19 protein-coding genes and 1 other annotated feature are annotated in these 25928 nt (G+C 27.5%); of the genes, 18 read left to right on the top strand and 1 reads right to left on the bottom strand.

Annotated elements, in window-relative coordinates:
- The first annotated feature begins 82 nt into the window (after positions 1-82).
- Complete coding sequence (locus RH95_RS06650) at positions 83-1837, top strand: DUF4153 domain-containing protein (RefSeq protein WP_010246938.1); 1755 nt, start codon at positions 83-85, stop codon at positions 1835-1837.
- 14 nt (positions 1838-1851) lie between these two features.
- Complete coding sequence (locus RH95_RS06645; protein WP_010246936.1) at positions 1852-2352, top strand: hypothetical protein; 501 nt, start codon at positions 1852-1854, stop codon at positions 2350-2352.
- A 62-nt stretch (positions 2353-2414) separates the two neighbouring features.
- Here the strand turns inward: RH95_RS06645 and RH95_RS06640 are convergent, their stop codons facing one another.
- Complete coding sequence (locus RH95_RS06640) at positions 2415-4049, bottom strand: putative manganese-dependent inorganic diphosphatase (protein ID WP_010246934.1); 1635 nt, start codon at positions 4047-4049, stop codon at positions 2415-2417.
- Between the two features lie 90 nt (positions 4050-4139).
- Here RH95_RS06640 and RH95_RS06635 point away from each other — a divergent pair, with 90 nt between their 5' ends.
- The 16 genes from RH95_RS06635 (at position 4140) to RH95_RS06560 (ending at position 25897) form a co-directional block, all read left to right on the top strand.
- On the top strand, positions 4140-5348 hold the full coding sequence (locus RH95_RS06635) for an aminoacetone oxidase family FAD-binding enzyme (protein ID WP_010246932.1): 1209 nt from the start codon (positions 4140-4142) through the stop codon (positions 5346-5348).
- 70 nt (positions 5349-5418) lie between these two features.
- Positions 5419-6696: an NAD(P)H-dependent oxidoreductase gene (locus tag RH95_RS06630; RefSeq protein ID WP_010246929.1), complete on the top strand. Its 1278-nt coding sequence runs from the start codon at positions 5419-5421 to the stop codon at positions 6694-6696.
- 35 nt (positions 6697-6731) lie between these two features.
- On the top strand, positions 6732-7136 hold the full coding sequence (locus RH95_RS06625) for an RrF2 family transcriptional regulator (RefSeq protein ID WP_010246927.1): 405 nt from the start codon (positions 6732-6734) through the stop codon (positions 7134-7136).
- Positions 7131-7319 (top strand) — a binding site (T-box leader). (Overlaps the previous gene by 6 nt.)
- Positions 7320-7374: 55 nt before the next feature.
- Positions 7375-10476, top strand: coding sequence for an isoleucine--tRNA ligase (ileS, locus tag RH95_RS06620; RefSeq protein ID WP_010246925.1), 3102 nt, complete (start codon positions 7375-7377; stop codon positions 10474-10476).
- Positions 10477-10722: 246 nt separating this feature from the next.
- Positions 10723-11085, top strand: coding sequence for a YbaN family protein (locus tag RH95_RS06615; RefSeq protein ID WP_010246923.1), 363 nt, complete (start codon positions 10723-10725; stop codon positions 11083-11085).
- A gap of 2 nt (positions 11086-11087) precedes the next feature.
- A complete protein-coding gene (locus RH95_RS06610; protein WP_010246921.1) occupies positions 11088-12806 on the top strand; it encodes an ABC transporter ATP-binding protein/permease in 1719 nt (572 codons plus the stop codon).
- The gene (locus tag RH95_RS06605) at positions 12790-14448 is read left to right on the top strand and encodes an ABC transporter ATP-binding protein (protein ID WP_010246920.1); all 1659 of its coding nucleotides are present in this window, start codon (positions 12790-12792) and stop codon (positions 14446-14448) included. The genes RH95_RS06610 and RH95_RS06605 overlap by 17 nt, the downstream gene beginning before the upstream one ends.
- Before the next feature lie 116 nt (positions 14449-14564).
- Entirely contained in the window at positions 14565-15287 is a 723-nt protein-coding gene (locus RH95_RS06600) for a hypothetical protein (protein ID WP_235777715.1), read from the top strand.
- Positions 15288-15495: 208 nt separating this feature from the next.
- Positions 15496-16926 (top strand): NEAT domain-containing protein, encoded by a 1431-nt coding sequence (locus tag RH95_RS06595; RefSeq protein ID WP_010246916.1) that lies wholly within the window; start codon positions 15496-15498, stop codon positions 16924-16926.
- Positions 16916-17872, top strand: coding sequence for a heme-binding Shp domain-containing protein (locus RH95_RS06590; protein WP_010246914.1), 957 nt, complete (start codon positions 16916-16918; stop codon positions 17870-17872). The genes RH95_RS06595 and RH95_RS06590 overlap by 11 nt, the downstream gene beginning before the upstream one ends.
- The gene (gene isdE, locus RH95_RS06585; RefSeq protein WP_010246912.1) at positions 17865-18791 is read left to right on the top strand and encodes a heme ABC transporter substrate-binding protein IsdE; all 927 of its coding nucleotides are present in this window, start codon (positions 17865-17867) and stop codon (positions 18789-18791) included. The genes RH95_RS06590 and isdE overlap by 8 nt, the downstream gene beginning before the upstream one ends.
- Positions 18778-19767: a FecCD family ABC transporter permease gene (locus tag RH95_RS06580; protein ID WP_010246909.1), complete on the top strand. Its 990-nt coding sequence runs from the start codon at positions 18778-18780 to the stop codon at positions 19765-19767. Before isdE ends, RH95_RS06580 begins: the two co-directional genes overlap by 14 nt.
- Positions 19757-20518, top strand: coding sequence for an ABC transporter ATP-binding protein (locus tag RH95_RS06575; RefSeq protein WP_010246908.1), 762 nt, complete (start codon positions 19757-19759; stop codon positions 20516-20518). Before RH95_RS06580 ends, RH95_RS06575 begins: the two co-directional genes overlap by 11 nt.
- A gap of 24 nt (positions 20519-20542) precedes the next feature.
- Positions 20543-21064 (top strand): flavodoxin family protein, encoded by a 522-nt coding sequence (locus tag RH95_RS06570; RefSeq protein ID WP_010246906.1) that lies wholly within the window; start codon positions 20543-20545, stop codon positions 21062-21064.
- 38 nt (positions 21065-21102) lie between these two features.
- Entirely contained in the window at positions 21103-25038 is a 3936-nt protein-coding gene (locus RH95_RS06565; RefSeq protein WP_010246904.1) for an S-layer homology domain-containing protein, read from the top strand.
- 256 nt (positions 25039-25294) lie between these two features.
- Positions 25295-25897 carry a hypothetical protein gene (locus RH95_RS06560; protein WP_010246902.1) on the top strand — a complete coding sequence of 201 codons (603 nt, stop codon included), beginning with the start codon at positions 25295-25297 and terminating at the stop codon, positions 25895-25897.
- The last annotated feature ends 31 nt before the right edge of the window (positions 25898-25928 follow it).

Here is a 25928-nt window from a genome sequence, read left to right as displayed (position 1 = left end):
AAAGTGGAAACAAAGATAAAGATTTAAATGAGTTACTTTAAAAAATGTGGCATTTATTATATTATTAAGATGAGGAGGATTTATGAGAATTTTTAATTACAGTTTAATTAATTTTAACAGTATAAAAAATACCTTTAGAAGATTTCCTTTAACAATTATAAGTGCAATACTTGCCACATTTTTTTTAATTTTTTGGACTTTTGAAAAGGCAGAAGCGACAAATATAAAGATTTTAAGTTACGGTATTGTCTTTGCATTTGGAATATTTCTTTTTTCTTTTATTAGTCTTTTTAACGAAGGGCTTAATAATTATTATGATCTAAAAAATTTGAAAAGTAATAATTTAATAAAAGTATTATCTTATATAATAACTTTGCCAATTTTATATGGAATTTACGAAGTTGTTTATGAAAAAACTGGAGCATTAAAGTTCTATGATGATAAATTTATATTTTTTACTTTATTAGCTTTTTTAGTTGTAGGCTCTTCTTTTATTGGCAAATTTAATTATCATAAGGACTATGTAGTATATGTTGCAAAAATTTTTAGAGCATTTATAATTTCAATTATATATAGTTTTATTGTATTTGTTGGATTAAGTGGAATAATATTTGCACTAAGTAGTTTATTTAAAATTGACTTTGGATCTAGTATTTATATTAGAATTGCAATTTTTTCTTTTGTTTTATTTAATGTAGTTACTTTTTTTTCTGACTTTCCTAAAGCAAGAGATTCTTTTATAGATTATAAATATCCAAAGGCTTTCAAGATTTTACTTGTCTACATTATAACGCCTATTGTAATCATTTATACTGCAATACTTCTTGCTTATTTTATAAAGATATTAGTATTATGGCAAATACCTAACAATTTAATTGTAAATTTAGTATTATGGTTTTCTATATTTTCTGTATTATATTTATTCTTTTTATCGAGAATAAATTCTATTGAATTTATAAATAAGTTTAAAAGAATTTTTCCAATAACTTTATTTCCACTTTTGGGAATGATGTTTTTTGCGATATTTTTGAGGATAAAAGAATATGGATTGACAGAAAATAGATTTCTTGTAATGGCTGCTGGAGTTTGGGTTATTATTTCTTTAATTTATTTTATCTTTTATAGAAATAATTCAAATATAAGTGTTCCAATTTTTTTGTCGATTATTATTTTATTATCAGGAGTTGGACCTGCACCAGCTACGAAATTAAGTATAAAATCACAAAGTTCTAGGTTTGAAAAACTTTTAAATAAAAATAATATGATAGTGGGAGAAGAGATAAAGCCAAATTTAAATATTAAAGTCGATGACAAAAATCAGATAATTGACATAGTAAATTATATGGTGAAAAAAGACAGAGTGGATAAATTAAGCTACGTGCCAAAAGACTTTAAATTAAATGAAGATAGTTTTACTAAATTATTTGGATTTAGCAATAGAATTGATGACAATACTTATATAGGTTATAGTTATAGCGATAGTATATCAAATGGAAATGATCTTAACTTTGATGTAAATATAAGTGGTTATAGCAATTTAATTTATGTTTATTCTTTAGATGATATTGTTACATCTGGAAATTATAAATTTGAAAAGACAAAAAATAAGATTAAAATTTATAAAAAAGAAGATGAAGAATATAATTTAGAACTTTCAATTAATTTATCTGAACTTAAGGAAAAAGTTAAGACACTTAGAAAAACTAAGGAGTCCATTAGTCCTGAGGATTTATCAATAGTAGAAGATAGTTATAAAATAATTTTTACAAATATTTATTTTGCTGATGAAGAAAATTTGGAAAATTCCTATATTGATTTTTATTTTTTGACAAAATAATTAGAGGTGATGAGTTGTATTATATAAATTTTGAAAAAGATGTTTTTATAGATGAAGATGTTGATTTAAAACCAATTTATGATATTCTAAAAATCTTTTTAAATAGATGTGATTCTTACCAAATAAAAAGTTTAAAAGAAGATATAAATTCAAAGAAAATAGTTGAAGAATTTGCAGTTTATACCAATGAAAATGGGTATGAGCTTATTTTTCAAGGAATAGTAGATGATGAATTTAAAAAAGTGATTTTAGATAATTTAATTGGTGATTCTGCACTAAATTTTATGGGAATAAATTTATACGATGATGGAATTTTAAAATTAGAGATATTAAACTATGGGAGCGAAGTTTATATTTATGGTTTTGATGCAAAATCTGTTGTGAAATTTTCTGAAGAACTTGAAAGTATTTATGGAATAAAAGATTTAAATGTGTATATGGATGAGAGTGAAGGAGAAAATAATCAAGAGCATCATAATCATACTCACAATTGTGACTGCAGTAGAGATAATTAAAAATTTTTAAAATTAAAAGGAGCTTATCAAATAAAAAATGATAGTTCCTTTTAATTTTAAAGTTAAGATAACTCTTCTGAAATAGCTGAACTAATTTTAGGGATAAGTTGTTTTTTCCTTGATAAAAGCCCTTCTGATATAAATTTATCATTATAAATTTCACTTTCAAATTTTTTTGCAATTGCATCTTTAAAATTTCCAACTATAATAACTTCTGAAACTTCTTTAAAAATGTCTGTAATCATAAGCACAAAAGTTTCAGTATCAGAATTTTCTAAGAAATTTTCCATAGTATCTTTTAAATCTTTTTCCACAGTGGATGTGCTTTCTAAATCCATAGTAAATATTTGGCAAACTCTTACATTAACGCCTTCGATAAAAAAGTTTTTAACATCGCTTTTTAAAAGTTCTTCAGGCTTTTGCCCCTCCAAGCTTGTTCCAGCTTTAAACATTTCCATTGCAAAACTATCTACATCAATAGCTGCAATTTTTTTCATTTTATTTAATACATACTTGTCAGTTTCAGTTGAAGTTGGAGATCTAAACAAAAGCGTGTCAGATATAATTGCTGCACAAAGTAAACCTGCAATTTGTCTTGAAGGTTTGATTCCATTTTCAAAAAACATTTTTGAAATAATAGTGGCTGTTGAGCCCACAGGTTCATTTCTAAAATAAATTGGAGAAGTAGTAGAAATGTTGGCGACTCTGTGGTGATCAACAATTTGCACAATTTCTGCAGAATCCAGGTCTTCGATAGATTGATTTTTTTCGTTGTGATCTACTAAAGTTATTTTTTTCTTCAAGTTTGAAATTAAATGATATCTTGAAATATTTCCAATAACCTTATTTTTATTGTCTAATACTGGATACGATCTAAATCTTGATTGTGCCATTATTTCTCTAACATCGTCAATTAAATCATCTTTGTGAAATACAACAAGATTATCTTTTGTCATTACATATCCAATGGGAACAGCCTGAGGCAAAATCCTCGCAACCATAAAAGTTGAAAGTCCAGTAGAAATTACCGCTACATTATTTTCTTTTGCAAGTTCTATTAAATTATCATCTAGTTTACTAGAAATAGTTAAAATTAAAAGAGAAACTTTCTTTTTTATGACAGATTCTTGATCATTTACATCGTCGCCAACAATTACAATATCTCCTTCTTTAATTAAATCTTGATTTTTTATTGCCTTTACTGCCATTTTACCAGAAAATTTTCTAGGAACTTCTGGTAAATATAAAATCTTTCCCCTTAAAACATCTAAGATATTTTCAAAACTTGTATTGCTTCTTCCAATAATAGAGTCGTCCCATATTTCCATATAAGATGAGGCAATATTAGATAAGCTGACAATTCCAATTAGATTGTCATCGTCATCAACAACGGGAAGGGAATTGATATTATTTTTTTGAATTAAATCCATAGCAGAAGCCATAGAAAGGTTTGGATTAACACAATAAGCTGCATCGTAGTCAATATCTCTTATTTGAGGTTTTATAGAAGTTTTAAGTCTTGGTTTATTTACTTTGAAGTAATTTAAGACAAATTCTGTTTCTCTATTTAAATTCCCAAGCCTTATAGCTTCTGAATCTTCACCCATTTTATTTTTAAGTTCTGCGAGGGCTATGGCAGAACAAATACTATCAGTATCAGGATTTTTATGTCCTGTTATATAAGTTTTATTTTTCATGATTCCTCCAAATTCCATGATATTATACCATAGTTTTCTTAAAATCTTGTAAATTTATATTAAGTTAGGCTATAATTTAATAGTGATATTATGGATATAGTTATAATAGGAGCAGGACCAGCGGGAATGGTTACTGCTATAAATGCAAAAAATAAATTTAATAATGTAATTTTAATTGAAAAAAATGATAGAATAGGGAAAAAATTGTTAGCAACAGGTAATGGTAGATGTAATTACACAAATTTAGAGTTGTCTCGAAAAAATTATAATAATACTAATTTTGTAAAGGATACTTTGAAAGATTTTTCAAACGAAGATTTAATTAATTATTTTAAAGTTTTAGGGCTTGAATCTACAACAGATGGGAAGAGAGTTTATCCGAAGACATTAAAGGCAAATACAGTTTTATCCGTATTAATGTATTGGCTTTCCAAAAAAGAAATTGATATAAGAACTAATACAGAAGTAAAATTGGTTGAAAAAAATAAAAATACCTTTACAGTTCTAACAAATAAAGAAAGCATAAAAGCAGATATAGTAATTTTCTCAGCAGGGGCAAAGTCAATGCCTTCTAGTGGTTCCGATGGAAAGAGCTTTAAAATTTTAGAAAATCTTGGTGTTAAAATTACAGATTTAAAACCAGCTCTCACACAAATAAAACTAGATTCAAAATACTTAAAACATTTGAGTGGAACTAAGGTTATTGGAAATGTAAAGTTTTATAAAGAAGATAAAAAGATTGACGAAAGAAGTGGAGAAATTCTTTTTACTAATTATGGAATAAGTGGTCCGCCTATTTTAGATTTGTCTGTGAATGTTACTGAAAATAATTTTATTGAAGTTCCAATAATTAACAATGTAGATGAAAATACTAAAGAGATGCTATATTCTAGATACTATATGTTCCCGGATTTTTCTTTGGAAGAGTTTTTGATTGGAATAGTGGATAAAAAATTTGTTCACTATATAATTGATTCACTGGACTTAGATAAAAAGATTGCTATGAATATGATTTCTATTTTAGAGTTTGAAAAAATTGTGGATTTGTTATTAAAATCAAGATTTAAAGTTACTGGAACAAATGGATTTAAAAATTCACAGGTTACAAGAGGTGGAGTGGAATTATCTCAAATAAATAGTTTTGATTATTCAGTTAAAAAAATTAATGGTTTATATGTTATTGGAGAAGCCTTAGATATTGATGGCGATTGTGGAGGATACAATCTTCACTTTGCCATAGCTTGTGGGTATAGACTTGGAAAAATACTTTCTAACAAAAATAATTTGCAATATAGATAAGTTGAGATTAAAATAGTTTTGCAAATAAAATTTATAAATTATAAATTGTGACATAAATATTGGAGGAATAATGTTTTATTTACAGAATAAATTAAGGGAATATGGTAATATTTCTGTTGGAATTGTGGGCTCTGGTATTATGGGTGCCTCGCTCTTTACGCTTTTAAGCCAAAATGAGAATTTTTATCCCATAGTCTTTTCTTCAAGAAATAAAGAAACTTTAAAAAAAGCTATTAATTCGTCAAATATTAATGATAAAGATTTTGCATTCACTGACGATTTAGAAAAAGCAAAGAAACTTTTAAAAGATAAAAAATATATTGCAACTACAAATAATAAAATTGCAGCAACTCTTGTGGATTGTTTAGTTGATTGTACAGGAGATACAGAAACAGGAACAAAATTATCTCTACTTGCAATAGAAAATAATGTTGATATAGTAAGTTTAAATGTTGAAATGGATGCGACAGTTGGGCCTTATCTAAAAGTTCTTGCGGATAAAAAGGGAGTTGTTTATTCTGGAACTAAGGGAGATGAACCAGGAGCAATTGTTGAAATTTATGAATTTGCAAAAAATTGTGGTTTTGAAGTTTTAGTTCTTGGGAAAGGGAAAAATAATAAACTAGATAATTATGCAAAGCCAGAAGATTTAAAAGAAGAAGCAATAAAAAGAGGAATTAATCCTAGAATGCTCACTTCTTTTGTGGATGGTACAAATACTATGATTGAACTTAACTCTGTTTGTAACGCAATTGGGTTTGTGCCAGATGTTAGAGGTTGTCACTTTGTAGATACAGTTCCAAAGAAAATTGCAGATGATTTTAAATTAAAAAAAGATGGCGGTATTTTAAATTCTTATGGAGTCGTAGATTTTGCCACAGGAATTGCACCAGGAGTTTTTGCAATAGTTAAATCTAAATCTGATATAATTGATTCCGAAATGAAATATCTATCCATGGGTGAGGGACCAAATTATGCAATTTACAGACCTTATCATTTGACAAGTATTGAAACTATGATTTCAATAATAAAGGCTGTGGTACTTAGAGATTCTTCAATTGCACCAGTTGGAGAACCTTGTGCAGAAACTGTTGCTGTTGCAAAAAGAGATATAAAAAAAGGTGAAAAATTCGATTCTATTGGAGGAGAGATGATTTTTGGAACACTTGAAAAAGTAGAGGAGAAAGTTTGTGGAAATCACGTTCCAATTGGAATTATTACTGATGGAGCTTATGCACAAAAAGATATTTCTAAAGGAAGTATTTTGACATATGATGATTTATATTTAAATCAAGATTCGGAAATTGTAAAAATTAGAAAAAAACAAGATGATTATTTCAAAAAGTAAATAAAGATGGTATAATATACAAAATAGGTGATGATATGAGAATAACACAGGAAACAGATTATGCCTTTAGAATTGTAGGCTATCTTGCTAAACATGAAGGACAAGTAATAGGTGCACCTGAAATTGCAGAAATGGAAGGTGTCACAAAGAGATTTACATTAAGAATACTTAGGAAATTAAATTTAGCAGAAATAACTGATGCAAAAAGAGGCTCAAAGGGTGGATATTTTTTAAAAAAACCAAAAGAAGAAATTACTTTGTATGATATACTTACAGCAGTCGATGGACCTATTGAAATTAATAGGTGTTTACAGAGTGATGGATATTGCAATAAAAATTCTGAAGACTTTAGGCATTGTAAATTTCATAAATCTTTGGCATTAATGCAATCTGATATAATAAAGATGTTTAAAAATCAAACGATAGACAATTTTATATAAGCTTTGATGAGGACGGTAAATTAAAAAAAACTAAGAGAGCAGTTGGTTGGTGTGAAACTGTGTTTTTATGATTTACAGATCACCTCGGAGCTCAAAGGTCAAAAGCCTTTGCGTTTATGCGTTAAAATTTTAAGTGATAGTTACCTATAATTAGGGTGGTACCGCGGTTAGTTCGTCCCTTCTCTTTTTTGAGAGGGGATTTTTTTATAAATAAATTAGGGAGAATGAGGAGTTTTAAATGGAGAAATTTAAAGAATTATCAAGGGATAAGGTTAGCGTAAGAGAAGAAAAGATCTCTCAATTTTGGGATGAAATTGATCTTCTCCACAAATCCGTTGAAACGAGAAAAGATGGAGAAAATTATATTTTTTATGAAGGACCTCCAACTGCAAATGGAAAACCAGGCATTCACCATGTAATGGCAAGAACATTAAAGGATTTGACTTGTAGGTATCATACAATGCTTGGCTATAAAGTAAATAGAAAAGCAGGGTGGGATACACATGGTCTTCCAGTTGAAATTGAAGTTGAAAAAAAACTTGGACTTCACAACAAGCAAGATATTGAATCTTATGGTGTAGAAGATTTTAATAAAAAATGTAAAGAGTCTGTATTTGAATATGAAAAAGAGTGGAGAACTCTTACAAGAAGAATGGGATATTTAATTGATTTAGATCATCCATACATTACACTTGAAAATAATTATATTGAATCAGTTTGGGATATTTTAGATAAAATGTACAAAGACGGATTGATTTATGAAGGTCACAAAATTGTACCTTATTGCCCAAGATGTGGAACTGGTCTTGCATCTCACGAAGTTGCACAAGGTTATGAAGAAATAAAGACAACTACTGCAACTTGTAAATTTAAACTAAAGGACAAGGAGAATGAATATTTCTTGGCTTGGACAACTACGCCTTGGACACTTCCATCAAATGTTGCCCTTGCAGTAAATCCAAAGGTAGAATATGTAAAAGTAAAATATTCAGACGGAAATTATTATTATCTTGCGAAATCATTAACAAAACAAGTTTTAAAAGATGAAGATTATGAAGTTGTTGAAACCTTTCTTGGAAAAGATTTAGAGTATTTAGAATATGAACAACTTTTGACATTTTTAAATCCAGATAAAAAGGCCTTTTATGTAATCTGTGCTGACTATGTTACAACTGAAGATGGTACAGGGATTGTTCATATTGCACCTGCATTTGGTGAAGATGACTATCAAACTGCAAGAGGTTATGATCTTCCAATGTTAAAACCAGTTGATGAAGAGGGGAAATTTACAGACACACCTTGGAAAGATCAATTTGTAATTGATGCTGATCATGATGTGCTTCATTATTTAATAGACAATGATTTATTATTTTCAAAGCAAAAAGTTTCACACAATTATCCTCACTGCTGGAGATGTCACACTCCGCTAATTTATTATGCTCATCCATCATGGTATATTGAGGTTACAAAATTTAAGGATAAATTAATTGAAAATAATAATGGCGTAAATTGGTTCCCAGATTTTGTTGGAGAAAAGAGATTTGGGAATTGGCTTGAAAATTTAAATGACTGGGCAATTTCTAGATCTAGATATTGGGGAACACCACTTCCACTTTATAGATGTGAATGTGGTCATATTGAATCAGTAGGTTCAATTGCTGATTTAAGAGAAAAGGCAACGACAGATGTGCCAGAAGATGTTGAACTCCATAGACCATATGTAGATGACATTAAGCTTAGATGCCCAAAATGTGGTGGCGAAATGACTAGAGAGCCTGATGTAGTCGATGTTTGGTTTGATTCTGGATCAATGCCTTTTGCACAATGGCATTATCCATTTGAAAATAAAGATAATTTTAATGAATTATTCCCAGCAGATTTTATTTCTGAAGGGATTGATCAAACTAGAGGATGGTTTTACTCACTTATTGCAATTTCAACTTATATGACTGGCAAAAGTCCGTATAAAAATGTACTCGTAAATGATTTAATCCTTGATAAAGATGGAAAGAAAATGTCAAAGTCAAGAGGAAACACTGTCGCTCCATTTGAACTATTTGACAAATATGGGGCCGATGTTGTGAGATGGTATTTACTTTATGTGTCACCACCATGGACTCCTACAAAGTTTGATGAAGATGGACTTCGTGAAATTGAATCAAAATTTTTTAGATCACTAAGAAACACTTACAATTTCTTTAGTCTTTATGCAAATACAGATAATATAGATCCAAGAGAAACTAAAGTTAGTTATGATGATTTAGAAGAAATAGATAAATGGCTTCTTTCTAAATACAATAGACTTGTAAAAAATGTCAGACAAGACATGGATGAATTTGAACTTACAAAAGTTGTAAGAGAAATTCAAGAATTTGTAATAGAAGATGTTTCAAATTGGTATATTAGAAGAAATAGAAGAAGATTTTGGAAAACGGATAAAGATAATACAAAGATTACAGTCTATAAAACAACTTATGAAGTGTTGCTTGGCGTAACAAAATTAATTGCACCAATTGTTCCATTTATTTCAGAAGAACTATTTAAGTCACTATCTGATGAAGAATCAGTGCACTTAGTAGATTATCCAAATTACGATGAAAATATGATTAATGATAAAATTGAAGAAAAAATGGACCTTGTAAGAGATCTTGTAACCTTGGGAAGAGCGTCAAGAGAAGAAGCTAAGATTAAAGTTAGACAGCCACTTTCAAAAGTTATAATCGATGGAAAATACCAAGAAATAATTGGAGATTTGACAGAGCTTATTAAAGAGGAATTAAATGTAAAAGAAGTACAGTTTGAAGAAAATCTTTCTGAATATATGGAATTTGAATTAAAACCAAATTTCAAAGTTTGTGGTAAAATTTTGGGATCAAAAGTCAAAAGTTTTGGAAAAGTATTGAGCAAAATAGATGCAAAAGATTTTCTTGCAAGGTTAAATGAGGGAGATGTAAATCTCGAAATTGATGGAGAAAAAACAGAAATAAAAAAAGATTATGTTGAAGTAAAAATTAGTGCAAAAGAGGGCTTCGATGTTATAATGGAAAATAATCTTTTTGTAATCTTAGATACAGAACTTACAGAAGAACTTTTGGAAGAAGGCTATGTGAGAGAATTTGTGTCAAAGATTCAACAACTTAGAAAGAAAAAAGACCTAGATATATTGGACAATATAAAAATAGTTTACAAATCAGATGAAGAAGTAGAAAGGGCAATCGCAACAGATGAAGAATTTATAAAATCAGAAACTCTTGCTCTTGAAATTAAAAATGAAGAAAATGATGCAGAAGTTGAAAATTTAAATGGTCATGATATAAAGATAAAAATTGAAAAAATTTAATATTTAAAGTTAGTTAGTATGTTAGGAAATTAAATCCTAGCATACTATTTTTTTGTTTCTATTAAAAAAATTAACCTCAGTTAACGCATCTGTACTTCTTGTAAAAACAATAATTGAAAGTATATTTTGAATAAAAAATAAATTCAAAAAAATGATATTTGATATCATTTAACTTTACTTACGGAAATATTTTTGATAGTATCTAATTTGAAAAAATTAGTACATTCAAAAATCAAGGAGGTTTTAATGAAAATATTATTTTTGATATTTGGATTTATTTTTTTGGGATTAGGGATAGTTGGTATTTATTTGCCATTATTGCCTACAACTCCATTTTTACTTGTTGCATCATATTGTTTTGCAAAGGGATCTGAAAAATTCAATAATTATTTTATATCTACAAAATTATATAAAGAGAATATAGAGCCTATAAAAAGCAAAAGAGGGATTACAAAGAGTAAAAAAGTTAAAATTCTTTCGATAGTTACAATCCTTATAAGCATTTCTTTTTACATAGTAAATAATTTACATGCTAGAATTTGTTTAATCTGTGTACTTGTTTTTCATTATTTATACTTTATTTTCAAAATAAAGACAATAGAGGAGTAAATATGTTTAACAGAAAATTATTTAATGAAATAAAAGATGAAAAAGTTTTAATTTTAAAGCTTTTAGTTATCAAGATATTTCAACTTTTAACACAAATTGCCATGATATTTATAATTGGGAAATTTTTGGAAAATTTATATAAAATAAATCTTGAAATTTCAAAGTTTGTAATGGCAATGTTTTTTATAATGGCAATTAATATTATTTTAACAAAGTATTATTCCAAGATTTCTTATAAGGTTTCTTATAGAGTTAAAAATAATTTGAGAGAGAAACTCTTAAAGAAAGTATTTTCTTTTAAAATGGAATATTCAAGTAAGGTTACAATATCTGAGGTTATAAATTTGGGAGTAGAAGGAATAGAGCAGCTAAATTTATTTTATTCAGAACTTTTACCTCAACTTTTATTTGCATTAATTGCTCCATTGATATTGTTTTTAATACTATCGTATTTAAATTTTAAAATAGCTTTAATTATGCTTTTGTTAATTCCTCTAATACCTATTGCAATAATACTTGTTCAAAAAATTGCTAAAAAAGTTGTAAAAACCTATTGGAAATCTTATACAAATTTATCTGATGTATTTATCGATTTTTTGTATGGAATTACGACTCTAGAGGTATTTAGTGCAGATGAAGAATACAATAAATTGTTAAATGAAAAGGCAGAAGATTTTAGAGTTAAAACTATGAAGTTATTATCAGTTCAGTTAAATAATATTACAGTTTTAGACTTAATCTCTTATCTAGGATCAGCTTTGGGAATAACGTTATCTATATTTTATTTTTCAAAGGGAGATTTAAATATATTTTCAGCTTTTTCTTTTGTTCTTTTGAGTCAGGAATTTTTCTTACCGCTTAGGAAATTAGGTTCCTTATTTCATGTTGCAATGAATGGAATATCTTCAGCTAATTCTTTATTTGATATATTGGAAATAAAAGATTCTAAAGATTTTAAAAAGATTATAGAAGATGAGAATATTGATATTAATATTAAAGATCTTAATTTTTCTTATGGTGATAAAGAAATATTAATAAATCTAAATATGGAATTTAAGTATGGAAATATAACGGCAATTGTTGGCAAAAGTGGTTGCGGAAAATCAACGATAGCAAAATTGATTGCTGGATTTTTAAAAGATTATAATGGAAAAATCTATTACAATAAATTAATTGAAGTTTCTAAAGACTCTCTAAATGAAAATATAATGTTAGTGGACAATACACCTTATTTTTTTAATGAAAGTCTAAAATATAATTTGAAGTGTGCAAATAAAAATGCAAATGACGAAATGTTAATTGATGCACTTAAAAAAGTTGGATTATACAATTATTTTGCAAATAAAGACGGTCTTGATTCGAAAGTAGAAAGTTCTGGAAATAATTTATCTGGAGGCCAAAAACAAAGACTTCAAATAGCAAGAGTTATATTGAGAAAACCTAAGATTTTAATACTTGATGAGTCTATATCAAATATTGACAAGGAGTCAGAAGAATTAATTTTAGGACTAATTCAAGAATTAAAAGAAAAAATGACAATTATAATTATAACGCATAGGTTAAACACAGTTGTAAATGCAGATTATATATACTATATAGAAAATAAAAATGTAGCAGAAGAAGGAACTTTTGAAAGCATTCTTAAAAAAGAAAAATTTTCAAAAATTTATAACCATCAAAAAGATTTAGAAATGTGGGGTTTAAATGAGTGTAATAATTGAGTATAAGAACCTTATAAAAAAATTGCTTAAACTTGTAAGGAATTTAAAGTTTCAAATGATCTTTGCTATATTATTTGGAGCAGTTGGACATATTTTTGCCACTTTGTTGCCTTCTCTTGGAATATATTATCTTTGTAAAATAATTTTAAATATAAAGTTAAATTTAAAATCAGTTGTCTATATTCTCTTTTCTCTTGCAATTTTTAGAGTTTTGTTTAGATATTTTGAACAGCTTTTAAATCACTATATCGCTTTTAAAATTTTAGCTGAAATTAGAGATAAAGTTTTTAAAAAATTAAGAAAATTAGGACCTGCAAAAATGGATTGCAAGAATAAGGGTGAATTAATTTCAATAATTACTTCAGATATAGAATTACTTGAGGTATTTTATGCGCATACTATTTCTCCAGTTTGCATAGCTTTAATTCACACATTGTTTTTATTTATATTGCTCTGGAGATTTAGTCCCATATATAGCTTAATACTTTTAGTTTTCCACTTGATTTTGGCAATTTACATTCCAATATTTACAGAAAAGTCAGCTGGAAAAATAGGAATGAAACAGAGAAAAGCATATTCTTCATTGAATTCCTTAATACTAGAAACATTTAAGGGAATAAAAGAAATAATTAACTTTTCCTATTTTGATAATAGATATAAAGAGATAGAAGAAGCGTCCTTTCTATTAAATAAGTGTACGAAAAAATTATCAGAAAAATCATCGAATAATTTTGCATTGTCCTCTTTCTTTATAATATTTGGAGATTTTATATTTATATTAACAGGAGCATATCTTTATAGAAATTCTAATATAGATATTCTTGGTATTTTATTTTCAACAGTTTTATTTATATCATCTTTTGGACCGACAAGTGCACTTTCTTCTCTTGCAAATAATTTAGTTTTAACTTTTGCTTCTGGAAAAAGAGTTATAGATTTGTTAGAAGAAGAGCCAATTACAAAGGAAAATGTGGAAGGCGAAAATATAATTTATGACAACCTTTCTTTGGAAAATATAAAATTTTCTTATGATGACACAAAATTAATTGAAGATTTTGATTTAAAAGTAGAGTTAAATCAAATAATAGGTTTAAAAGGAAAAAGTGGCTGTGGAAAATCCACATTAATAAAATTAATTATGAGGTTTTTTGATGTAGATGAGGGTAAAATTAATTTTAATGAAATAGATGTAAAAGATATAAAGACTAAAAATTTAAGAGAAAATATTTCTTATTTAAGCCAAGAAACTTATTTGTTTAAAGGAAGTATAAGGGATAATTTAAAAATAGCAAAAAAAGATGTTACTGAAGAAGAGTTGATAAAGGCTTGTAAGAAAGCAAATATTTATGATTTTATTATGACTTTAGAAAATGGATTTGATACAGAGATTGTAAAAGAAAATAATGAAATTTCAACGGGACAAGCACAGAGACTTTCGCTTGCCAGAATCTTTTTAAGAGAATCAAATCTTTATTTATTAGATGAACCTACAGCTAACATAGATGCATTAAATGAAGGAATAATTTTAAAATCACTTTATAATGAAAGAGGGGATAAGACTATAATAATTTCATCTCACAGAGATAGTTCTCTTAGAATTTGTAATAAAATAGTTGAAGTTAAAAGAGAAATGGAGTCATAGATATAATGATAGATTTAAATATAACAAAGATACAAATAGATTATCTTCTTTTTATAAGAAATTATAAAGGGTCTAAGACTATAACTGAGGCCAGCATTTTTTTTAATTGCTCTCGTGTGAACTCTAAAAAAATATTAGATAGAATGATTATTATAGGTGTTTTATACAAAGAAAATAAAGAATATGAATTAACTAAAATAGGTAAAGATCTTGCCGATTATTACAATGAAAATCTTCAAAAAAATTTATTTATAGTTGAAAAATTTTTAGATCTAGACTCTAAAGTAGCAGAAGATTTAAGTATTGAAATATTGTCAAAAAGATTTGAAAATTTTAAAGAAGCAATTGATAAAAAATATAAACTTTTAAGCCTATCAAAAACTATAAAGGAGAGGAAAAAAATTAAAGATATTTCTTCCTTACTTGGAAATGGAGTCTATGAAATAAATTTTAATATAAAAAAAATTGATGAAATTGGAGAACAGTCTTTTATGCAAGATTCCATGGCTTTATTTGGATTTGAGAATAACGCAAGTATAGTTATAGAAGAAGAGTCATATATAGAAATTTATGCAAAACCTATAAAAAAAGTTAATGACGGATATTATAGAAAGGGAATAGCGACAAAACTTTTTTATTTTCATGACGGTGAAGAGTTTGAAATAAATTCTAAAGATAGAGTTTTTAAAATCCCATTAAGCATAATAGATTACTGGTCAACATCCGATGGTGTAATATTAGAATCTTCTTTAATTTTTACTATAAAGTCTCAAATAGGTATGAAAGTTCATGAAAAAAAAGCAAATTTTTTGTTTCTCGTTAACCTTTGTTTAATTTAAAAAGTTAAAATTATTTTGTAGGAAATAAATAAAATATTTTCAAACCTTAGCAAAATGCTGGGGTTTATTTTATTGAAATCAATTACAGTAAAATAATAAAAAAATTGTTAACTTGAGTTAATAAAATATTTTAAATAATTGTATAGGCTATCCAATTGATAAGTTATATCATTATTACGAATAATGTTAATTATTAAAAGAGGTAGTTATGATAAGAAATAGAAAAATATACGTATTTATAATTGTTTTAATTTCGCTATTTAGTACGGTTTTTGCAGAGGATGAAAATAATCCTGTAAAAAAAGAAATTGATTTAGAAGACGGTTATTATGAAATTCCAATAAGACTGTGGCACGCAGTTGAAGAAAAACCAAGTATGGGGAATAAGGCACTAAGACAAATTGCAGAGATAGAAGTAAAAGACAAAGAGGCCAATTTATACATAGGATCAGACAAGATGGAATATATGTCTATAACAGCTTCTCTAATTAATATATATTTCCAAAAGGAAGATGGAAATTATTATAAAGCAGAACCAGGATGTTATGAATTGGAAGTTCCAAAGGAACAAGACAAGAGACCAGAGGTTTTTAAAACTTCTTTATTAAATATGGATAAAATGACAAAGGTTTATGTAGATCCAAAAGTTGAGCCAATGGGAGATGAACCAATTAGAGCAAGAATAAATCTTGATTTTGAAAAAATAAAAAAGATATCAGGAAATGATTCTATTTTAATAAAGAAATTTAAAGAAGGAGCAAAAAAACCTGAATTTAATTCGAAAAATTCGGGTGAAGTGCAAAATAAAAATTTAATAGTAAAATATGGTCCCGAAACTTTTTCGGAGGAATTTTCTTTTTATGGAAATAGATTATCTGGCAAGGAAGCAGAACAATATTCCAAAGAATTTGATAAATTAGATCAAATAAATATATTTAATATTGAATTTTTAGGCCCTCTTGATGAAATAAGAGAAAAGGAAGAAAATATACAGTCAAAAAGAAAAAAGATATATGCAAATAAAGAATTTGATTTAAAACTTCCGCTTCTAAAATTTAAAAAAGAAGATAATTTAAATCTTTACTATATACATGATGGAAATAGAGAAAAATTAGATTTTAAAATAACAGACGATTATATAGAAACAAAGACAAAAAATTCAGGTGTTTATATTGTAGTAAAAAGTTCTGGAGAAAACATAGCTTTATCAAATAATCTAGAAAACAGTAATCAGATTTCAGAAATAAAAAACACTGCAGATGAAAGAGGAAAAACTTTTATGGCATCTGTAAGAAAACCTCAAGTAAAAAAGACTACTGCAACACAAGATACTAAAATTCCTGAGAAGAAGCAAAATTCACAAGTAAATTCATTGTTGGTAGAAAATTCGTCACAAAATAAAATAGCAAGCCAAGAAAATAATTTAAATTCTAAAAATATAGACACGACTTCTGAAACACTAGAAAAAACTGAGGAATTAGAAGAAAAAGAATCAAAGAGGATTATTTATCTAATAGTATTAATATTTATAGGATTAAATGCTTTTGCCATAGTTTTTGTTAAGAAAAACTTAAAAGAAATAAAAGACATGAGAGAAGAAATAGTATTTTTAGGAGGGCTTGAGAAAAATGAAAAATAAAATAAATAGCCTCATCTTGATTTTAATTATTTTTATAAATTTATTTAATGTTACCTTTGCTTATAGTGAAGAAACTGCAAAGACAACACCATATTATGCACATCCAGTAACTGGGGCAATTGAAGATCCGGGAAATAATCCAGGGATAGGTCAAGGGATGACTGAAAATGTATTGTCGCCACAAGCACTTGTAGAAACGACAGATGATGGAAGAATATTTTTATCAGTCCGTTATAATTTAGCAAATTATATAAAAAATGAAACATTTGCAGTTCAAAATTATGGGGAAAAAGGATTCTATTCTGTATCAGCAGAAGTTACTGCACAAACAGAAGAAACAAGAGATTATAGATTTGAAATACCAAGTAAAAATGTAGTAGTAAGGGCAACTTTTTTTGTTGGACCAATGGGACGTGATGTAATATTTTATTACACAATTTCAGACTTGGTAGAAGGAAACACAGATTTTGTTTCAATGAAAGGTACAAATTATTCTAATGGAGGTAGTGAATTAGAAATATCAGAAAAAGATAAAGTGCAAGAAGAAAAAAAACAAATTCAAAATTCTATTTCAAATTTAGACGAATTGAAGCCAGTAGAGAATAATGTGAAAGTTGGAGAAAAATTACAAGCAAATCAAGGTGAAAAAGTAGAAGAAAAGGTAGTGAATTCTAAATTTTCAGCAGGAGACCTTGGATATAGTCATGGGCTTCTCACTAAAGACTCAGATATAATTAAAAAACTTTATTATTCAGATGAAAATAAAGAAGAAACAGAAAAAAGAAAAACAAAATTAGGGAAAATCACCCTATCTTTTATTTATGGATTAATAGCTCTTTTAGTAATTTTAACAGCAGTATTTTTAGTTTTAGCTATATTATCTTATATTTATAAAAATAAAATTGAAGAAGAACTGGAAGAAAAGAGGAGAAATACTTATGAATAAAATAAAAAAACTTCTAATACTGTTTCTATCAGCATTGATATTTTCATCTTGCGTCGACCAAGGAGCAAGTAAAAAAAGTGATAAAGGAGAACTTAGAATAGCAGCAACATCAATGGCGACAGTATATATAATGGAAAAGTTAAATGTAGACTTGGTGGCGGTACCAGATTCAAAAATAGATAAGATGCCAGAAAGATATAAAGATGTCCCTAAAGTTGGAATGGCTATGACACCTGATGTAGAGAAACTAAAACAGTTAAATCCAGACTATGTTTTTTCTCCAGTGTCATTAATATCAGATTTGCTTCCTAAGTATAAGGCAGCAGGATTAGATTATGGTTTTTTGAACTTGAACAATATTGAGGGGATGTATAAGTCAATAAAAGACTTAGGAGATTTACTCAATAGAAAAAAAGAAGCAAAAGAATTAGTCGATGATTATAACAAATTTATTAAAGAATATAAAGAAAAGCATAAAGATAAAAAAGCACCGAAAGTGCTAATATTAATGGGACTTCCTGGATCCTATGTAGTAGCTACAGAGAATTCTTATGTTGGAAGTTTAGTAGAACTTGCAGGGGCGGAAAATGTATATGCAGGTACAGATCAACAATTCATAACAATTAATACAGAAGACATGCTAAAAAAAGACCCAGACATAATACTTAGAACGGCACACGCACTTCCAGAAGAGGTTATGGAAATGTTTAAAAAAGATTTTGCAGAAAATGATATTTGGAAGCATTTTAGAGCAGTAAAAGAAAATGAAGTATATGACTTAGACTACAAAAAGTTTGGCATGAGTGCAAAGTTCAACTATAAAGAAGCTTTAGATGATTTAGAAAAAATATTTTACAAAAATGATAAAAGTACAAAGGGAAAATCAAATGGAGGAGAGGTAATAGATGAAAAAAAGTAAAATCTTCTCAATATATTTAGTGTCAATAATAGTTTTAATAATTTTAATTTTGTACTCAGCAAAAACAGGTTCAATAGAAATGACTTTTTCAAAATTAATTAAAGGACTATTTGTAAAATATGATTCAGATGTAGCGACAATATATGATCTTAGATTTCCTAGAATAATAATAGCGATTATTGCAGGTGCAGCTATATCAATATCAGGAGTTTTGCTTCAGGCAGTGATGCAAAATCCTCTTGTCGATCCTGGGATCATAGGAATATCATCAGCCGCAAGTTTATCGGCGAGTATTGCAATGATAATATCTCCATCGCTATATTACTTATCGCCACTTTTTTCTGTTTTGGGAGGACTAGTAGCGTACTTATTAATTTATTCCATTGCATGGAATGGAGGAAGTAATCCAATAAAATTAATACTTGTTGGAGTAGCATTAAATATGACTCTTGTAGGGATAAACGAGGCTATAAAATCTATGATGGGAGGTAATCTCACAAATGTTCAGTCAATAATTGAAGGGAATGTTTCACAAAAAACTTGGGCAGATGTAAAGATAATGGCAGTTTATGGAATAATTTTCTTGATAATATCTTTATTTACAATAAGAACTGCAAATTTACTTCAATTAGAAGATCAAACAGCAAAGTCTCTTGGAGTAAATGTAAATAGAGATAGATTTATGCTGGCACTTGTAGCAGTTGTACTTGCATCAGTATCTACAGCAGTAGTTGGTGTTATAGGATTCTTGGGACTTGTAGTTCCACATATATCAAGAATAATAATAGGGTCAAATCATAAAAATTTAATACCTTATTCAATGATACTTGGAGCAATAACACTCTTATTGTCAGACACTTGTGGACGTGTAATAGCATATCCTTATGAGATAAAACCATCAGTTGTTATGTCAGTTGTAGGTGGAATATTTTTTATAATACTTTTAAAAATAGAAGGGAAAGATTATGGAAATTAAACATTTATTTTTCTCCTATGGAAAAAATATGGTAATAAAAGATTTAAATTTAGAAATAGAAAAAAAGAAAGTTACAACATTTCTAGGGGCAAATGGTTGTGGAAAATCTACATTGTTTAAATTAATGACAAGAGTAGAAAAACCAAAAATGGGAATTATAAGTCTTGATGGAAAAAATATAAAAAATTTTGATAGAAAAGATTTTGCAAAAAAAGTTGCAATTGTAAGACAAAAAAATCAGATAGCTGGAGATATAAAAGTAGAAGAACTTGTTTATTATGGTAGGAATCCTTATATAGGATTTATGCAAAAGCCAAGTAAAGAGGACAAAGAAAAAGTTGACAGAGCTTTAGAAGTTTGTGGTTTGAAAGATATAAGAAAAGAAAGAGTAAATGCATTATCAGGAGGGCAAGTTCAAAGAGTGTGGATTGCAATGGCAATAGCACAAGATAGTGAAATACTTTTATTAGATGAACCTACAACATATCTAGATATTAAATATCAAATAGAAATTTTGAATTTAGTAAGAAATTTAAATAAAAATTTAGGCAAAACTATAGTAATGGTTCTTCATGATATAAATGAATCCATAGAATATTCTGACACAATTGTAGGAATGATGAATGGAAAAATTGAATTTTGCGGAAAAACAGAAGAGGTTTTGACGTCAGAAAAAATTAGTAAAATATATGATACAAATTTAAAAATTTTAGATTTTCAAAATAAGAAGTATGTATTAGCAGAAGGCTAAAGAAATATTAAAGGAGAAGGACAAATGAAAGGAATAATAATTTATTCATCAAGAACTGGAAATACAAAGAGAATGGCAGAAAAAATTTATGATATTTTAAAAGATAAATATGAGATGACAATAAAAGACATGAATGATGTCGAAGATGAAAGAGAAACAAAAGAATATGAATTTGTCCTTTTGGGAGCATGGATAGATAAAGGAACAGTAGACAATAAAGCCATGAAATTTCTGAAAAAAGTAGAAAATGAAAAAGTAGGACTTTTCGCTACTCTTGGAGCAATGCCAGACTCAGAGCATGGGAAAAAGGTAATAAAAAACTTAAAAGAACTTTTAAAAAATAAAGAATCTTTAGGAGAGTATATTTGTCCAGGGCTTGTCGATTCTGATTTAATAAACAAATTAGAAGGTATTACAGGAAAAGTAGTGCCAAAAAAAGTAAAGGAAAAGATGATAAAAACAAGTTTAGAATCAAGGAGGGCAACAGAAGAAGAATTAATTGGTGCAGGAAACTACTTTTTGGAAAAAATAAATAGAATGGCTTAAAAAGATTTTTAAGTGAATATAAAAATTAAGGAGTAAAAATGAAGAAATATAAAAATATTATTTCAACTGTATTAGTAATAACACTTGTATCACAGGCTAATGTATTTGCAAAAGATTCTTTTGAAGTACAAGAATTACAATCAAATAGACAAAGTATTATTAAAAATTTTGAAGAAAATGTTGATATTAAGAATATAAACAATGGTATAAAAAAAGAACAATTTATAAATAAAAAAGTGTACAATGCGCCAGTTAAAATAATACATGCATACGAAGAAGGAAAGCTATCTATGGCTAATGGAGCAATAGTATCTCCTGCAAAATTAACATATAGTGGAGATAAAGTAACAATAGAATTAACGTTTAATGGGATGACATTATATAACATGAGGGGACATTTAACTAACTTATTCTATTATGAAAACAATCAAGCTCCTTCAGAAGACGGTAAAGCAGTAGAAACAAGCATAATAGAAAATTGGACGGATACAGGGTTAGATGGAAAAGAAAATGAATATCCAAGAGTATTTTCTTTTACTATAGACAAAGATCTGTTTGAAAAGTCAGACTATCTATGGTGCAAAGTTTGGGTAGATGCAATGGATGGAATTGCAGGCAAGGGACTTGGAGGAGGAGAACAAAATGCCAAGATAGTTATAGATAAAGAAAATAAAGAAGAAATAAAACCAGAGTTAAATAAAGAAAGCTTGACAAGCACAATAGAAGAAGCAAAAAAAATAGAACGAGGGGAAAAAACAGATGACGCATTTAATACATTAAAAGAAGCAATAATAGTAGCTGAAAAAGTATTAGAAGAAGCAACAGAACAAACTCAATTAGATAATGCAACAAATGCATTAAATAATGCAGTAGAAACATTTAAAAATAGCAAAGATAAAGAAGAATCAAATTTTGAGTTAGTAAAGTTTGTAAAACTTGAAGTGGAAGATGGCGGGCCAACAGATCCTAAAATAAGAAATATACTAGATGATTATGGACAAATAGTAAAAATAGACGGAAAAAATTATTTGCGTTTAACATATTTTTCAGTAGAAAAAAGAAGCAATGGATATGATTATGGAACAAAAACACTTAAATATGCTTATGAAGAAAAGAGCGAAAAATTAGAAACTAGTGTCAAAATTATCGAACGAGGTAAAAATTCAGGAGAATATGAGCTATCACAAATAGATATACCAATTGATAGAAAAGATGAGGTTTATCTATTTGGAGAGTTTATGGCAAGTCCCTATAATGACAACAAAATACCCGGAAAAGCTATTGTAAGAGTTAAAGATAGTGATATAAGTGAAAAAACTTTTGGAAACATTGATGATTTTATAGTTAGTCAAAAAGGATTTGCTCAAAAAGAACCCATAGAAAAAAGATTTGAATTTGATGTAGAAAAAGATGGAAATTTATATACTCCTTATACATCTAGTGAAGAAGGCAAGTTTAAATTAATAAACGATGGGTCAGGGGAAGTTGCAATAAAAATAAAAAGAAACTCATTTTTACTCAACGATATTAGACATATAAAATATACAGTGGATGGTTTAGAACCTACAAAAGATTCAAAAGAGGCTGATTTAAGAACTGAAAATAAACCGGCCATAGGGTTTGACAAATATTTTGTAATATATATTTCTTACGATAATGTAGAAAGATTAAAAGAAACTGGTGGAAATCTTGAAGTTAATTTCAAAGGTTATAACAAAGATTTTACAAAGTCAACAGATACAAAAAAAATAATAATTCCATACTCAAAAGAATCTTATGATAAGCTTGATGAAGTTAGAGATGAAAATAACAATATAAGTTTTAAGGCTGATAGCAATAAAGCATTTTGCTTTAATAAGACAACAGAGTTAAATGTAGAAAACATAACAGATCCTGAAATTCTTAAAACCTTTGATAAATTAGCAAAAGATGAAAAACTTTCAGATTTTGTGGCATATAAATTATCCTTTATTGACAAGGAAAATCCTGCAAACTTGGACATAAAAAATTCTTGGAATAATGATAGTTTTCCTTTAGTAAAGATAAAAATAGAAAAAGATAGTGCTGATAAGTCTTTCTATAAAAATTTAGCTATCTATGAAATTAAAAATGCAAAATTAATTCAAGTTCCATTTAATAATATTACGAAAAAAGCGTCAATAAAAAATCAAGAGTCCTATTATCTGATAGGGGCAAAAGATTATAATACTCAATTAATAGAAGCTAAAGGACATCTAAATAATAATATGTCTGAAATAGAAAATAATATTAAAGGAAATTCTAAAGCTGAGATTAATTTAAGAAATTTGCTTGAAAAAGCAAAAAAAGATATGCAAAAAATATCTTTGGAGAAATCATTAATCTTAAATTATCAAATGGACTATAATTTTGATTTGCTTAAAAATTCTAACAATTCTGACTTTCGAATAAACCAAGAATTAGCAAAAGAATTAGTAAAATGTATAAATAGTGATATTTATAAAGAAATTTTTACAAAAGATTTCTATAACCAAGTTTTAGAAATTAAAAATGAACTAGAGAATAAATTACAATCAGGAGAAGACTTAAAACAAGATCTTTTAAAATTAGATGATCTATTTAAAAATGCAAAATATGCACTTCCATATAAAAATATTTCAGTTGAAATAAAAAAGCAAATTAACGATGAACAATCTATGGCAAGTGGATGTTTTATGGAAAATGGGAAAATTTTATATGGCGAAAATGGAAATTATATTTTGCTAAATTTACAAACTATGAGTCCTGGATTTTTAAATGCACATTTAATGGAATTAAGCGTTTTTAAAGATAGAATAGATGGAGAAAAACTTGATGTTTTATCAATTTATAAATATAGCGATATAATGCCTGGAAATTCAGGGAAAGTAGGGATATTTGATAAACAATTATTAATAAAATTGCCAAAAATAGATAAAGATACTTTTTTCATTAGAGTTGCAAATGACGGAATGAATGGAGCAGCTCCTGGAGCAAGGTTAAAAATAACTCCTACAGGAGATTTAATAGAAGATGAAGTCGAAAAACCAAAGAAAGAGTTAAACAAAAAAGATTTGACAAACACAATAGAAGAAGCGAAAAAATTAGAACAAGGCAAAAAGACAGAGGAATCTTTTAATATATTAAAAGAAGCAATAATAGAAGCAGAAAAAGTATTAAAAGAAGCAACAGAACAAACTCAATTAGACAATGCAACAAATACATTAAATAATGCAGTAGAAAACTTTAAAAATAGCGAAGATAAAAAAGTAAATCCAACGTCAGAAGAAAAGATAATGCCTAAGGAAGAAAGTGATTCTAAAATAAGAACACACTCAAGAACTGAAAAAAATAAGACAAATAAATCAACTGATGAAAAGAAAAAAGAAACTAAAAAAATAGAAATTAAAAATATTGAAAAGTCTACGATCAACAAAAATTTTAATGATACAAAAGATCACTGGGCAAAAAATTCAATAGACTATGTAGTAGAAAAAGGATACTTTGTAGGACTTAGTGAAACAGAATTTGGGCCAAATAAATCAATAACAAGAGGACAATTCGTAACAGTGCTAGGAAGAATGTTAAACATAAACATAAGTGACTATAACACACAAAACTTTAAAGATGTGAAAGCTAGCACATACTACAGTCCATATATTACATGGGCAAATAAAGAAGGAATAGTAAGTGGAATAGGAGAAGGAAAATTTGCACCAGACAAAGAACTGACAAGAGAAGAAATGGCAGTTATGATGACAAAATTCCTAAAAGTATCAGGAAAGAATCTAAATGCCAAAGGAAATGAAAATGGATTCAAAGACGAAAAAAACATTGCAACATGGGCAAAAGAATCAGTAAAAGAAATGGCAAGACTTGGAGTAGTAAGTGGAATGGAAGATGGAAAATTTGAACCAAAATCAGCATTTACTAGAGCACAAGTTGCACAAGTATTATATAACATTGACCACAATTAATATTATTTAGAGTTTTCTTAAAGCTTTGAAAAAAAGTCACTTAAAAATCATAGAAAAAGATTTTTAAATAAATATTAAATTAGAAGGGGTGATTAAGAAAAAATATTTTAAAAATAAAGCTTCAGAAATAATTTAGATTATTTTTTATGTAAGAATGTAACCATAAAACATAAATGTTTTATAAATTTATTAAAAAAGTAGAGGAATATTAAAATTAGTAAGACTGTAACTAAAGCAAATTACAAAGGAGCAAAAAATGAAAAATATAAAAAAATTAGGTCTACTTATGTTTGTATTGATGATGTTATTGCCATCATTTGCAATGGCAAAAGAAGAAGATATGAAATCTATCGAAGATCAAATTAGAGAAACAATAGATTATTCAGATAGAGAAATATTTGGAACAAATTATAGCTTAAGATCAGCTGGAATTGAAGATTTTGCAGTATATCATAGGGAAGAATCAAAGCTATCTATGGCAGATGGTGCTTTTGACAAGGAAAAATCAATTGTAGAACAAGATGAAAATAATTATATTTTCACTTTTTACACTAAACCAGTTACGAAGAAAATGTTTGGAAAGTATTATGAGGCCGATTGCACAGAATTAAAATTTATAATAAAAGGACAAGAAGTAAATGCTACACCATTTGGTTCTAAAAAAGCTACAAGTAGTGAAAAAATGGTGCCAGAAGGATTTACAATAACAGTCCCTAAGTCTGCACTATTCAGTCAAAATTTAGGAGGATATTCACAATATTTTAAAATTAAGTTTGAAACAAATCTTGAAGATTCTGGAGCATTGGGAGTAATTGGAGATAAGATGATGAATCGCAATGCCAGATTATTTGTAAGATAAAAAGTTTAAGTAGGAAAAATATTCCTCAACT

The organism is Peptoniphilus rhinitidis 1-13, from assembly GCF_000246925.1.
GTDB classification, from domain to species: domain Bacteria; phylum Bacillota; class Clostridia; order Tissierellales; family Peptoniphilaceae; genus Peptoniphilus_A; species Peptoniphilus_A lacydonensis.
This window is presented reverse-complemented; position numbering and strand designations above follow the sequence as displayed.

Coding starts and splice junctions, on each gene's coding strand:
- RH95_RS06590 (WP_010246914.1), top strand. CDS start 16,916: ATGAAAAATAAAATAAATAGCCTCATCTTGATTTTAATTATTTTTATA.
- RH95_RS06570 (WP_010246906.1), top strand. CDS start 20,543: ATGAAAGGAATAATAATTTATTCATCAAGAACTGGAAATACAAAGAGA.
- RH95_RS06625 (WP_010246927.1), top strand. CDS start 6,732: ATGAGAATAACACAGGAAACAGATTATGCCTTTAGAATTGTAGGCTAT.
- RH95_RS06560 (WP_010246902.1), top strand. CDS start 25,295: ATGAAAAATATAAAAAAATTAGGTCTACTTATGTTTGTATTGATGATG.
- RH95_RS06610 (WP_010246921.1), top strand. CDS start 11,088: ATGTTTAACAGAAAATTATTTAATGAAATAAAAGATGAAAAAGTTTTA.
- RH95_RS06565 (WP_010246904.1), top strand. CDS start 21,103: ATGAAGAAATATAAAAATATTATTTCAACTGTATTAGTAATAACACTT.
- RH95_RS06605 (WP_010246920.1), top strand. CDS start 12,790: ATGAGTGTAATAATTGAGTATAAGAACCTTATAAAAAAATTGCTTAAA.
- RH95_RS06580 (WP_010246909.1), top strand. CDS start 18,778: ATGAAAAAAAGTAAAATCTTCTCAATATATTTAGTGTCAATAATAGTT.
- RH95_RS06615 (WP_010246923.1), top strand. CDS start 10,723: ATGAAAATATTATTTTTGATATTTGGATTTATTTTTTTGGGATTAGGG.
- RH95_RS06650 (WP_010246938.1), top strand. CDS start 83: ATGAGAATTTTTAATTACAGTTTAATTAATTTTAACAGTATAAAAAAT.
- ileS (WP_010246925.1), top strand. CDS start 7,375: ATGGAGAAATTTAAAGAATTATCAAGGGATAAGGTTAGCGTAAGAGAA.
- RH95_RS06635 (WP_010246932.1), top strand. CDS start 4,140: ATGGATATAGTTATAATAGGAGCAGGACCAGCGGGAATGGTTACTGCT.
- RH95_RS06595 (WP_010246916.1), top strand. CDS start 15,496: ATGATAAGAAATAGAAAAATATACGTATTTATAATTGTTTTAATTTCG.
- RH95_RS06630 (WP_010246929.1), top strand. CDS start 5,419: ATGTTTTATTTACAGAATAAATTAAGGGAATATGGTAATATTTCTGTT.
- RH95_RS06640 (WP_010246934.1), bottom strand. CDS start 4,049: ATGAAAAATAAAACTTATATAACAGGACATAAAAATCCTGATACTGAT.
- RH95_RS06575 (WP_010246908.1), top strand. CDS start 19,757: ATGGAAATTAAACATTTATTTTTCTCCTATGGAAAAAATATGGTAATA.
- isdE (WP_010246912.1), top strand. CDS start 17,865: ATGAATAAAATAAAAAAACTTCTAATACTGTTTCTATCAGCATTGATA.